At 61.6% G+C, this 12,662-nt stretch carries 12 protein-coding genes; 7 read left to right on the top strand and 5 right to left on the bottom strand.

Translation table 11 applies throughout. The features are described from left to right. Positions 1–160: 160 nt before the first annotated feature. Complete coding sequence (locus GDA49_11415) at positions 161–2,356, top strand: DUF1156 domain-containing protein (protein ID MBC6440990.1); 2,196 nt, start codon at positions 161–163, stop codon at positions 2,354–2,356. Next, on the top strand, positions 2,340–3,374 hold the full coding sequence (locus tag GDA49_11410; protein MBC6440989.1) for a hypothetical protein: 1,035 nt from the start codon (positions 2,340–2,342) through the stop codon (positions 3,372–3,374). The genes GDA49_11415 and GDA49_11410 overlap by 17 nt, the downstream gene beginning before the upstream one ends. Before the next feature lie 221 nt (positions 3,375–3,595). Here GDA49_11410 and GDA49_11405 read toward each other — a convergent pair whose 3' ends face one another. From GDA49_11405 to GDA49_11390, 4 genes are all read right to left on the bottom strand, one after another. After that, positions 3,596–3,928 carry a hypothetical protein gene (locus GDA49_11405; protein MBC6440988.1) on the bottom strand — a complete coding sequence of 111 codons (333 nt, stop codon included), beginning with the start codon at positions 3,926–3,928 and terminating at the stop codon, positions 3,596–3,598. 80 nt (positions 3,929–4,008) lie between these two features. Further along, positions 4,009–5,367 carry an adenylate/guanylate cyclase domain-containing protein gene (locus GDA49_11400; GenBank protein ID MBC6440987.1) on the bottom strand — a complete coding sequence of 453 codons (1,359 nt, stop codon included), beginning with the start codon at positions 5,365–5,367 and terminating at the stop codon, positions 4,009–4,011. Between the two features lie 98 nt (positions 5,368–5,465). Beyond that, entirely contained in the window at positions 5,466–6,284 is an 819-nt protein-coding gene (locus GDA49_11395) for a class I SAM-dependent methyltransferase (protein ID MBC6440986.1), read from the bottom strand. Positions 6,285–6,316: 32 nt separating this feature from the next. Next, positions 6,317–7,213 carry an MBL fold metallo-hydrolase gene (locus GDA49_11390; GenBank protein MBC6440985.1) on the bottom strand — a complete coding sequence of 299 codons (897 nt, stop codon included), beginning with the start codon at positions 7,211–7,213 and terminating at the stop codon, positions 6,317–6,319. A 71-nt stretch (positions 7,214–7,284) separates the two neighbouring features. On the opposite strand from GDA49_11390, the gene pyrE reads away from it, so the two are divergent. From pyrE to GDA49_11375, 3 genes are read left to right on the top strand one after another with little or no spacing between them, the layout of a single operon-like run. Next, positions 7,285–7,839 carry an orotate phosphoribosyltransferase gene (pyrE, locus tag GDA49_11385; GenBank protein MBC6440984.1) on the top strand — a complete coding sequence of 185 codons (555 nt, stop codon included), beginning with the start codon at positions 7,285–7,287 and terminating at the stop codon, positions 7,837–7,839. A gap of 4 nt (positions 7,840–7,843) precedes the next feature. After that, positions 7,844–8,056: a hypothetical protein gene (locus GDA49_11380; protein MBC6440983.1), complete on the top strand. Its 213-nt coding sequence runs from the start codon at positions 7,844–7,846 to the stop codon at positions 8,054–8,056. Positions 8,057–8,083: 27 nt separating this feature from the next. Then, complete coding sequence (locus GDA49_11375; protein ID MBC6440982.1) at positions 8,084–8,488, top strand: hypothetical protein; 405 nt, start codon at positions 8,084–8,086, stop codon at positions 8,486–8,488. A 264-nt stretch (positions 8,489–8,752) separates the two neighbouring features. On the opposite strand, the gene GDA49_11370 is transcribed toward GDA49_11375, so the two are convergent. Next, entirely contained in the window at positions 8,753–9,439 is a 687-nt protein-coding gene (locus GDA49_11370; protein ID MBC6440981.1) for a response regulator transcription factor, read from the bottom strand. 277 nt (positions 9,440–9,716) lie between these two features. On the opposite strand from GDA49_11370, the gene GDA49_11365 reads away from it, so the two are divergent. Together GDA49_11365 and GDA49_11360 are read left to right on the top strand one after the other, a co-directional pair. Continuing rightward, positions 9,717–12,164 (top strand): AAA family ATPase, encoded by a 2,448-nt coding sequence (locus tag GDA49_11365; GenBank protein ID MBC6440980.1) that lies wholly within the window; start codon positions 9,717–9,719, stop codon positions 12,162–12,164. After that, positions 12,161–12,661, top strand: coding sequence for a L,D-transpeptidase family protein (locus GDA49_11360; protein ID MBC6440979.1), 501 nt, complete (start codon positions 12,161–12,163; stop codon positions 12,659–12,661). The genes GDA49_11365 and GDA49_11360 overlap by 4 nt, the downstream gene beginning before the upstream one ends. The last annotated feature ends 1 nt before the right edge of the window (position 12,662 follow it).

The raw sequence follows: 12,662 nt of genomic DNA, 5'->3' as shown, positions 1-12,662 counted from the left end.
CGGACCGGACCGGGCGCAAGCAAACGCATCGAGTCGGAATTTTTGAACCGTTGCACGATTAGGCACTAGAAATTACTTGGCTTCATCGCTATAGATAGTTAAAGAGCAAGATGCTCTCTCCTACAACATCTCGTGTTTGATACTCTGAAGTGGCCTTACGTTGTCGATAGAGCAGAACTATAGCATCCCCTTCGTTGCTGAACTTGCCCTCAAAGAGAAGCAAATCCAGCAGAACTACCGGCCCATCATCGCGGTTCATAAGTGGTTTGCTCGTCGGCCTGGGACGCTGTTTCGTGCTCTAACGCTCTCAGAGTTCTCGGACCGACCAGTTGCCGAGACATTCTACAAGTCAAATGATTTCCCCGGAAAGAAGGTAGCTGACCCATTCATGGGTGGCGGCACACCCCTTCTAGAGGCCAACCGCGTCGGCTGCGATATACAGGGCTACGACATAAACCCGATGGCGGCATGGATCGTCAAAGAAGAAATTGAACGCCTAAACCTGGAAACTTACAGGGAAACTGCCGATAGTCTTCTTGACGCTCTCCGCACAGAACTTGATCGCTTTTATCGAACAGACTGCCCGGTCTACGGCGATACAAATGTTCCAGTGAAGTACTTCATCTGGGTAAAGGAAACGGACTGTAGCGAATGCGGAAATCACATCCCGCTCTTTCCTAGCTATCGCATCGCTAACGACGTGCGCCATCCGGCCCACGTAGTTGTGTGCAGCAAATGCCATACGGTCAATGAATGCTCTTCAATCACAGACCTCGGTACTTGCTCCACTTGCGATGCTGATCTGGTTCTTGAAGGCCCTGCCAAACGTAATCAGTGCGCTTGCCCGTCATGCGGACACGTTAATAGGTATCCTCGTTCCGAGGAAAACCCGCTACGCCATCGGCTAGTCGCGATTGAGTACTTCAACCCTGTTCGCAAGAAGCACCACAAGGGCCGCTTCTTCAAATCACCGGATGAAAAAGACTTCGCGCTCTTCATAGAAATTGAAGAGCTTTGGAGCAGGCAGAAAAAACGGTTTGTGCCTTCACAGGAAATCCTCCCAGGCGACGAAACAGAGAGGTTGCATCGATGGGGCTATCAGCGTTATCGTGATCTATTCAATGAACGCCAACTCTATGGCCTTGAGAAAAGTGCTTCACTGATTGCAGAGATCGAAGATGAGCGTGTGCGCCGTGCGCTCGCAACAAATCTGTCTGATCTACTCCGATATCAGAATATGCTTTGCCGATACGACACAATGGCACTTAAATCTCTTGATGTTTTCTCAGTTCACGGTTTTCCCGTAGGGTTAATGCAGGTTGAATCCAACCTGCTAGGCATCATGAATGAGAAGGGAGTCAATGTAGGCTCTGGTGGCTGGTCAAACATCATTGAGAAGTATACTAAGGCCAAACGCTACTGCGATGCGCCATTTGAAACTCGCCGTGACGGTCAAAAAAAGATCCAGGTACCTATACCAGGTGAATGGATTGGTGAGCGGCTGAATGGCTGCCGCAAACGCGATGTAGCAATTCATTGTGTCAGCTCAACAGAAATCGAAATCAAACCGGCCAGCCTTGATGCTGTGTTTACCGACCCGCCCTATTTTGGGAACATTCAGTACGGCGAACTGATGGATTTTTGCTACGTCTGGCTACGAGCTTTGGTTGGAAATGATGAACAGGGTTTTGAACGTGTTTCGAGTCGTGACCCTGGAGAACTAACCGGCAACCAGACCGAAGGCCGAACCATCAAACATTTCACTGAAGGACTAGCGTCAGTATATTCGAAGATGGCGACAGCACTCAAACCTGGTGCGCCTCTCGCCTTCACATATCACCATAATAGGCTTGAGTCTTATGAGGCAATCGGTGTGGCGATCCTCGACGCAGGTCTAACCTGTGCGGCTGCCATTCCCTGCCCTGCAGAAATGAGCGGCTCGATCCACATAAACGGTACTGGCTCGTCTATCGTCGATACGGTTTTCGTTAACCGGACTTCTGGTAGTGCGCCAAAAGACACTATCTGCACGAGTAGCAGTGAGTTAGCAAAACTGATTGCAGGTGAGCTCTCGCAGCTCATAGAAGCAGGAATGAAGCCTCGAAAAGGCGATATTCGCTGCATCACTTTTGGACATCTGACTCGGCTGGCAATCTGGAACTTGCGCAGCAACTGGGATGCAAGCTTGCCAACTGAGGCTAAGCTGACACTGGTTGCAGAACAACACAGAGCGCTCGGCGATCCTGAAGAAATCGCCACAGCTGCCGAGATGTTGGACAAGCCGCAACCACTGTTTGGGACACTCTTCGAGCATGTGATCAAAGACGAAAGTAAGCGAGATGCCATCACCTTTTGAAGCATCCTATGGCGTTATTGAAGCCGACATTGAGGCCTATGTTGATGTGGTTTTCGCAACTCTGAAGTCAGGGTTCATGACCTTACCAAAAGGGGACGGTTTTATCGACTACCCGGTCTTTGAGAATGGCTACGAAATTCTTAAGAAGACCACAAACGGCTTCTCTGATCTGAACACAGATCGGATTGTCCTACTCGCCTTTCAGCAGCCTATCACGCTTATCGTGCTGCGCGCTGTACTTGGCTTCACCCCCTCCGAATGGGCTGAAGCTGCTAGTGAACTCACTGACACCAAGGTCACCCAAGGTGCGGCGCGGAGCATTGATCGTAATGTCCGGCTTTCACCGGACAAGCCTCTCAAACCAACCGGTGTGACCGGAGAACGAGTGAAGGCGCTTGTGGTTTCTGCCTGCCAACTCCTAACCGATGGCCCGAACAACGATAATCCTGCGATGATCCATCGCCTCGACAAGGCAGATACACGCTCTGGATTTTCCAGTGTCGCGCCACTTGCCGATATAGGCATACCTTATGCACTGCTTTTATATGAACGCTTCCTTGGCAGACCTTTTGCGGGACATCGAGATTCGGTTAGTGAGCTTGTTGGTGATCTTGTCGAAACAGCTATCGAGAAACTACTGAACAAGCATGGTATCAGTTTCCGTAAAACCAAGCGTGCTGAACGAATAGAGGGCTTCGAGCAAGTCCCAGATTTCATTATTCCGAATGAATTCAACCCACAGGTCATTATCGAGGCCAAACTTGCCGAGGATGATGGCACGGCACGGGATAAGGTTACGCGCATTCAGCACCTTCACACAATGAGCATGCGTGATCGATCACCAGAAGAAGGCCCGCGCTACGAAGTGATCGCATGTATTGCCGGGCGCGGTTTCAAACAGCGCCGCCAAGATATGAAGAAGCTTCTCGAAGCAACTCGGGGTAAGGTATTCACACTGCAAACTATGCCAGAGATGGTCCATCACTCACGCCTGCGCGAGTTCGTCACTAAACTTTGAAGGAGGCTGTTCCGGCTGAGTGTAGGAGGGACTCTCCAGTGTCCCACTACCGCCTGAGCCCCTAATCGGGGTGAAGGGCGAGCGGAACCTCAAGAAACTCGACGTATCGAGTGAGGAAAAGACGCTGGAGTTCGAGCGGGGCGCTCGGACCTCTCGAGATCCCGGATCGGCGCGCCTCCGGCGCTTGTCCAGGATGACAGGAAGCGTCGCAGCAGGAAGCGCTACCGCAGCCGCCAGACCGCGACGACGGCGAAGATGACGATGGCGACGGGCCAGTGCCAGAATTGCATGCCGCCCTGCAGCGTACCGAGCGCCAGCATCAGGCCGACGGGAAAGACAGCCGCGGCCATCCAGCCGCCGAACAGCCGGATCCAGTCATTGCAGAGCTCGAGCATCAGCCGCGTGAAACCGCGCGGCAGGCGGTCCGAGACAGGAATCAGCGGTCGGAACGCCAGTACCCAGAGGCTGGTCGCGATCGCGACGACCGAGCCGATGAAGATGATCAGGGCATCGCCCCGAAGCCCCGAGCTTGCCGTCAGTGCATCGCCTTCCATGGCGGCCTCTATGGGCACTCGCCGCACTTGTGGCAAGTCCGGACGGGTTCACGAGGCCGACAGGGCCGGAAGCTGTTTGGCTACACCCGACCCAGCATTCCGATGTCGAGATCAAGGGCTACACCCTCGACAGTGGCGAGTTCCTCGACCTCCAGCGCGGTGGTGTCCGCACCCTGGCGCTGCGCCAGGAGCAGGGCCGTGCCGGTGACCGAGATGCGGGCACCGCAGTCCTTGCAGTGTTTCTCAAGCTTGGCGGCCATGTTCACCGCTTCGCCGATGACGGTGTACTCCAGACGTGATTCGTCACCGACCGCACCGAACACCACCGTGCCCGTGGCAAGCCCCATGCCCCAGGCGAGCAGGCGCTGGCTGCGCGCCGCGCGCCGTTCGTTCCAGGCCATCATCTTGGCGTCGAGTTCGAGCGCGGCCTTGAGTGCATCGGCGGCGTAGGTCTCGGTCGCGGTGGCGGCACCGAAGGTGATCATCACGCCATCGCCCATGAACTTGTCGATCGTGCCTCCGTGGGCCTGTACCGTCGGCACTACGACCTTCTGATAGCGCGACAGCATGTCGACCGTGGCATCAGGCCCGATCCGTGCCGAGAGTGCCGTGAAGCCTCGGAGGTCGACAAACAGGATCGCCGCCTCGCGCAAGACGCCTTGGCCCGGTTTCACGGCATCCTCGGCGTTGGTGATCTGCTGGGCGATTTCGGGCGAGAAGAACCGCGAAAGGTCCTGGGCGGCCTGGCTTTCGGCGACCGACCGCACAAGCTGCTTGCGCGCGCGGGTCAGCGCGATGACCAGAACGACAGTAACCAACGTGATTGAAACGATCTTGTCTATCTCGCCGCCAATCAGAACGTCCGACGAATGGAGATAGTGGATGTAGTCCCGGGTGATGGCGCTTGGCTCGTTCGACGCCCTAACCGCGTAGAACACCAGCGCAAGCCAGCCGATGATCGAGACCGCGCCCGCCATGGCCACGTAGAGCGGATCGAACCGGAGCGCCCTCAGCGCGATCAGGCCGAAGAGATAGAGCATCGTCGGGCCCTTCAGCGAGAACCCCGGCGGCTGCATGTACTGGATGTGGAAGCTCCAGATCGTCACCAGCAGCACGGTGATGTCGACCACGATGGAGATCGCGATCATCCACGCCGGCAAGCACCTGGCGTGTGCCAGCAAGAGCCGGATCACGGTGAAGATGAAGTAGGCGCCCAGCGCCCAGGGCACCGGCTCGAGCATGGCATCGGCCGGGAAGGTCTTGCGTGTGGCCGTGTAGAGCACTGCGAACAGCACGATGCCCGCCATCTGCACCCAGCCGATCAGGATCTCGCTGGAGGCCTGGTCGGCGGCGATCTGCTGGCGCACGCGATCGGACAGGTCGCCGGTCACCGGCGGCCCGAACAGCAGCGTGCTGATCTTCTGCAGCAGCGCCTTCATGGTTCAGTCCTCCGCATGCCCGCAGTCTAGCAGGCGACGTGCACACGCCCCTTCATTTGCCCGTGGGACACGCGTGAGGCCATGGCCTGCGTGCTGCCTCATCGTCGGACGAGCCAAAGGCTGGTCTCGAATGCCCCCTTGGGGAGCGGCAGGCGCCCGGCCACCGAGGCGTCGATCCGTTCGGGTGCACGGGTCGTCATGTAGCGGCTGGAGAACAGCGGCTGCCAGGCGCCGGACGTCAGAAGCGGCACCACGGCGAGCTGTTCGTTATAGCCACGCCAGCCCCAGGTCTCGGGATAGTCGTCGGGCAGGAAGATGTCGTGGATGTGGACCAGGACACCCGGCGGCAGGAGCGGCAGCACCCGATTGAAGAGCTGGTCGACGTCGCTTCCGGGCATGGCGATGTGGCTGGAGTCGATGAACAGCACGTCGCCCGATGCCAGGGTGCGGAAGATGTCGCTGTCGGCGCGATGAAGCGGCCGACGCACGACCTCGATCCCGAGCCCGTCGATCGCCGCCCGCGGTGCAGGATCGATCGACCTCAGCCGCGTGACGAGCCCGCCGTCCATGATGGCGCGCACCATGAAGCGCGTGCTGTGGCCCGAGCCGACCTCGATCACGCGCGCCGGTTCGGCCAACCGGATCATGGCGTAGGCCACCACCGCATCGAGCCTCGGGAACCAGTCCTGATTCCAGCGTGGACCGAGTGCCGCATCGTTGGTCCCGATCGCCTGGAGATCGGCGGCAAACTCTTCGGCCTTGGCAAGCATCGCCTCGAAGATGGCGCGGTGATCGGCGAACAGCCGCTCGATGGGTTCATAGGCCTCGCGCTGGCCGGCGTCGGGCAGGGTGTGGGCATAGCGGTAGGGAATCCAGAAGCCCTGGCGCTTCAGACCGGTGAGCGTCGAGAGTCCCAGTCGCAACCCGCGCAGGCACCGGCTGATCCCCGTCACGGCCGCAGCACCATGCCTTCACAGGCGACGACAGAGCCCGGGCGTGCGGCATGGAGATCAGCGGCGATCTGGTCCATGCGGTCGTCGTCGTGGCTGGGATCGTGGTGAAAGGCGACAAAGGTCTTGACGCCAGCGGCGTCGCTCAGGCGCACACCCTCCTCCCAGGTCGAGTGCCCCCAGGTGATGAACTTCGGGAACTCCTCGTCGGTGTAGGTCGCGTCGTAAATGACGATATCCGCACCTTCGATCAGACCCAGGACATTCTCGTCGGGCTCGTCGATCACGTGTTCGGTGTCGGTGATGTAGCAGATCGCTTTTCCCGCATATTCGACGCGATAGCCGCAGGCATCGTTGGAATGGTTCAGTTTGGCGGTGCGCACCGTGATGCCCGGGCGCGGTTCCAGAATGTCGCCGATCATGAAGGCCCGCCAGTCGATCTCGGCCCTCAGCGTGTCCTCGTGAACCGGCGTGACGGGATCCTTGAGGAACCGCTCCAGCACGCTTTCGAGCGTATGGGGCGGCTTGAGATGGCCCGACCAGGCGGTCAGCCGCGTGCCCGGATCGCCTAGCGCCTCCAGATAGGGCCAGCCGCAGACGTGATCGAGGTGGGTATGGGTCATGAAGAGATCGGCATCGAGCGGGCCGGGCGGCAGCGAGCCGCTCAAACCCCGCAGGCCAGTGCCAGCATCAAGGATCAACAGACGCTCGCCGCAGCGCACCTCAAGGCACGAGGTGTTGCCGCCGTAGCGCACCGTGGCCGGCCCGGGACAGGGAATGCTGCCCCTGACACCCCAGAACCGGACGAAAAAGTCCCCGTCAGACGTCACCCAAGGCTTCCTTGTCCCGAATTGCCCGCCTTGCGAACGCGAAACACGCTCGCACCATACCGTCATCAGAGGGTATACCGGCGCATGGCGCGGAACCATCCCGCCTGCGCCATTGTTGAATACCAACGGATTTCCCCATGAACGATACCCATGACAAGGAGCGCCTGCTCACCCTGATCCGCGACCATGCCCTGCTCGAAGGCGGCGATTTCGAACTCGCCCAGGGCAGCCGCGTGACGACCTATATCGACCTCCGACGCGTGATCATGCATCCAGAGGGCGCTGCGCTGATCGGCACGATGCTGCTGGCGCGCCTGGTCGATTCCTCGATCGCCGCGGTCGGCGGCATGGCGACCGCGGCGATCCCGGTGGTCACCTCGGTGGTCATCGCGAGCCACAGCGCGGACGCACCGCTACGCGGGTTCTACGTACGCGAGAGGGCCAAGACGCGTGGCACCCAGCGCCAGATCGAAGGCCAGATGCAGCAGGGCGATCGGATCGCGCTGCTTGAGGACACCATAACCAGCGGCCGCTCGACTATGACCGCGGTCGAGGCCGTACGCGCCGAGGGCGGCATCGTCGACCGGGTGATCACCGTGGTCGACCGTCAGCAGGGCGGCCGTGAGCTCTATGCCGCCGAGAACATTTCCTTCGACGCGCTGGTCACACTGACCGACATCACGGGCGGCTAGACTTGTGACCGCAACGCCCGCCCCGCACGGCGCGGTCGAGGAGCTGGACTATGCTGTTTTCGCCGTTGCCGGGCCTGCCATCGCCAACCGCAGCGCAGTGGCGCGCGATCTGCCGTTCGTGGCCGGCATCGTGGCGATCCGGGTGTCGGTCGGGCAGTTGCTTGCGCTCGGTGCGGGCCTCTTGTTCTTCGAAAGCATAGGCTGGCGTCCGCTGTGATGGCTCTCGCTCGGCTTCACCGCCCTGGTGGCCTGCTGGATCTGGCTGCGTCGTAAGACCGTACGCGGCGTGCTGATAGGCCTTGCCGGTTCGTCGGCCAGTGACTGCCCGAACCGGACGGAGCAGAGCACCCTTTGGCTCTCGGGCGGCACCTTCGCGATCTGGAGCGGCCAGTACATCGCCTTCATGACCTGGCTGCCGCAGTACATGGTCGAGGACTTCGCCGTCGATCCCGCCGCCAACGCGCTTTGTGTCGTCGCCGTGCTGGTCAGCGCGCTCATCACCGGCCGGCTGCTGCGCGGGGGGCATCCCACTCGGCATGCTGCTCACGACAATCACGATCGCGCGGGCCCGCAGCGACCGCGAAGAGGAAGCCCCTGGGCGCTGGAATCGTTAGAAACGCTGCCGCCCCCGAATCAACTCGTCTCCTGAGTGGGTCTCTGGCCCCCCCTCTCCCAAGACTGGGAGAGGACCGCAGTGAGGGTTGACCGGCGCAGGCCCATGGTCAGGCGATACCATCAGAGATCAGCAACCCTCACCCTGCTCCGGCTGGGTTCGGCCCCGCTTCACCAAGCCTCCGCTGCCCTTTGCCCACAGGGGAGAGGGATCGGGAGGATACGGGCCAAGACCATCACATTGCCCTGACGTGTTTCTGGCAACGAGCGGTCCAGGATGCCGCCGGCGCGTCCTGCCCGCTCATGGATTCAGACGGTAACCGCCGGGCTCAGTGAGCAGGAAACGAGCGCTCGAGGGGTCGTCCTCGATCTTCTGGCGCAGCCGGTAGATGTGGGTCTCGAGCGTGTGGGTCGCGACACCCGCGTTGTAGCCCCAGACCTGGTCGAGCAGCACATCGCGGCCAACCGCCTTGTTGCCCGCACGGTAGAGGAACTTGAGGATCGAGGCTTCCTTCTCGGTCAGGCGCACCTTCTGGCTGGTCTCATCGTGGACCAGCAGCTTGGCGGCGGGCCGGAAGGTGTAGGGGCCGATGTTGAAGACCGCATTCTCGCTCTGCTCGTGCTGTCGCAGCTGGGCGCGCACGCGGGCGAGCAGCACACCGAGGCGGAACGGCTTGGTGACATAGTCGTTCGCACCCGATTCCAGGCCCAGGATCGTGTCAGCCTCGCCGGCGGCCGCCGTCAGCATGATGATCGGCATCTTCTGGCCGCCACGGCGCATCAGGCGGCAGAGCTCGCGGCCGTCCATGTCGGGCAGGCCGACATCGAGCAGGATCAGGTCGAAGCGGTCGTCCTTGGTGATCTCGAGTGCCTCGGTGCCGGTCCCGGCCTCCTCGACGTCGAACTCCTCATGCAGATGGAGCTGCTCGGCCAGCGAATGGCGCAGCGCTTCGTCGTCATCGACAATCAGAATGGTTCGACCCGACATGTTTGAACCCCGTTCAGTTAATCGTCACGCAGGGGCGGGAACTCCTGTCCACAGGCAGCTATACAGAGACCGTTCGGTCCGGTGCAGCACACCCTACCACATTCATCAACTTATTTGTGATAGGACTTGATGGGTTCGCCAACTCGGCCAGCAAGGAAGAATGGTTGAGAAAGGACATCGCCATGGCCGCACTCCAGGTTACAACGGTTCGCTCGGTCTTGCAGCGGTCACTGGGAGCGTGGGAGGCTGTCGACAACACCAGTCCAGGGACCCGCCTATGCCCGCCAGGAAGCTTTCCCATGATGTTGTCTGCCGGCCCAGCTTTGCCGGCCGGTTCGATGCCAGTACGGACGGGCTTGACGACATTCAGCTGTTCGACTTGTCGTCACACGCGCTGGCGCGGGATGCGCTCGACTTCGCGCTTTCGATGTCGGACCCCGGCTACAATGTCTTTGTGCTGGGCGAAGACCGGTCGGGCCGGATGGATGCGACGCTCGAGTATCTCGAGGACCATGTCGAGGGCGGGGAGCCAGCGAGCGACTGGGTCTATCTCAACAACTTCCGCCGTCCCCACAAGCCGCGACCAGTGCGCCTGCCCGCCGGCAAGGGGCGCCAGTTTCGCGACGGCATGGCGGAGCTCTTGCCCGCCCTGACCGACGCGCTCAAGAAGGCTTTCACCTCGGACGCCTATGCCGATAGGATCCGCACCGCTCAGGAGGACACCAAGGCGCAGCTCGATTCGGCCTATGGCGAGTTGCGCCAGATGGCGCACGCCCAGGGGCTCGATGTCTGGTCGGGACCGCAGGGGCTCTCGCTCGTCATCATCGGCGACGATGGCAAACCGCTGAGTCAGGAAGAGCTGATGGCGCTGCCGGACGATCGCCGGGCGGTGCTCGAATCGGCGGTCGAGACGCTCGACCCGGCGATGATGGAATTGCGCGCCAACGCACGCCGAGCCGAGCTGGACCTGATGCGCGACATCCGCAAGATCAATCGCAACACCGCCGACGAGACCACCGGCACGCTTCTTTCGGAGTTGGAGGCGAACTACAGCGGACACCAGGGTCTGACCCGCTGGCTGGCCGAGCTGCGCGCCGACATCCTCGACAACCTGCATCTCTTCCAGCAGCACATGCAGCAGCAGGACGGCCAGGCCGCCCAGCGGCAGCCGCCGCAAGCCAAGCCGGTTCCGGACGGCGAGCAGTCGACCCGGGGGACCGGCGAACTCAACCGCCGCTATGCGGTGAATCTGCTGGTCGACAACGGCGACACCGCGCATCCCAACGTGGTGCTGGAGCCGAACCCGACCTATGAGAATGTCTTCGGGGCCATCGAGTACCTGCCGGTCACGGGTACGCTGCATACCGACTTCACGATGATTCGCGGCGGCGCGCTGCACCGCGCCAACGGCGGCATCCTGGTTCTGCGCGCCGACGCCATCGCCGCCCAGCAGGTCACCTGGCATTTCCTGAAGGGTGCGCTGCGGGATCACGAGATCCGCATTGAGGAGCTGCACCGCTACGGCAGCGTGCCGCTGACGGGCACGCCGAAGCCGAAACCCATCCCGCTCGACGTCAAGGTCGTGCTGGTTGGCGCGCCGGTCTGGTATCACCGGCTGCTCGGCACCGATCCGGAGTTCCGCACGAACTTCAAGGTGAAGGCCGAGATCAATCCGCAGGTCCCGGCCAACGACGACGATGTCGCCCTCTTCGCCCGGCTGATCCAGAAACAGGCCGTCGCCCAAGGCCGGCGCTGCGACGGCGGCGCGATCGACAGCCTGATGGGCCACGCCTCGCGCTGGGCCGACAACCGGGAGAAGCTCTCGTCGCGTTTCGAGCTCATCGCCGACCTTCTGTCCGAGGCCGGCAAGCTCTCCGGCAAGGACGAGATCAGCGGTGACTGCATCGAGCGCGCTATCATCGAGCGGCGGAGACGCAACGGCCGACCCGAGGCGCACAGCCAAGAGCGCATCACCGATGGCACGGTGATGATCGACACCGACGGTAGCAAGATCGGCCAGGTCAATGGCATGGTCTACCTGGGCTTGGGCGACCACAGCTTCGGCCTGCCCAGCCGGATCACCGCACGGACCTATGCCGGGGCCTACGGCATCATGAACATTGAACGACGCGTCGCCATGGGCGGTCCGATCCAGCAGAAGGGCGCGATGATCGTCGAGGGTTATCTCAACGGTCTTTTCGCCCGGCGCTTCCCGCTGTCGTTCTCGTGTTCGATCACCTTCGAGCAGTCCTACGGCGGGGTCGAAGGCGATTCGGCCTCGCTGGCCGAGACCTGCGCCATCCTGTCCTCGCTCGCCGGCCTGACCGTGCGCCAGGACATCGCCATGACCGGCTCGCTCAACCAGGCTGGCGAGGTCCAGGCGATCGGTGGGGCCAACCACAAGATTGAGGGCTTCTTCCGCTCCTGCGCCGAGGCCGGCCTGACCGGCAAGCAGGGGGCGATCATCCCGGTCAGCAACGAACGCAACCTCATACTCAAGAACGAGGTAGTCGAGGCCATGCGCGAGGACCGTTTCCATGTCTGGTCGGTGACGACCGCAGCCGAGGCGATCGAACTCCTGACTGGCGTTCCCGCCGGCGAACCCGACGCGAACGGCGTTTACCCGCCCGACACCGTGCTGGGTCGCGCCATGGCACAGCTCGAACGGTTCGACACCGTCCTGACCGAGCGCGGCGTCGACCGCCGCGCCACCGAGAAACCGTGAGCGATCTCGTCGTCAGCGCCGACGGGGTCTGCCGGTTCGGCGGCAAGGATTACCGCTGCGCCCTGGGGTCCGGCGGCATCGTCGCCAACAAGCGCGAGGGCGACGGCGGTACGCCAGTCGGCACCTGGCCGCTGCGCCACCTGCTCTACCGCCCGGACAAGGGTGAACCACCTCGATGTATCCTGCCATCCGCACCCATCGCGCCGGACGACGGCTGGTGCGATGCGCCCGATCATACCGACTACAACCACCCGGTCCGCCTGCCCTTCGACGCCAGCCACGAGGAGATGTGGCGCGACGACCATCTCTACGACCTCGTCGTTGTGGTTGGGCACAACGATGATCCGCCGGTTGCGGGCGCGGGCAGCGCCATCTTCCTGCACCTCGCACGCCATGACTGGGGTCCGACGGCCGGGTGCGTTGCCTTCACGCGCGACGATTTCGAAGAGATTCTCGCAGGACTGACAACCGAGAGCCGCTTGATCGTCGAGAGCTGAC

Source organism: Rhodospirillales bacterium (genome assembly GCA_014323865.1).
Taxonomy (GTDB): Bacteria; Pseudomonadota; Alphaproteobacteria; order SP197; family SP197; genus SP197.
The sequence above is the reverse complement of the archived record's forward strand: the minus strand, read 5'-3'. Positions and strand labels throughout refer to the sequence as shown.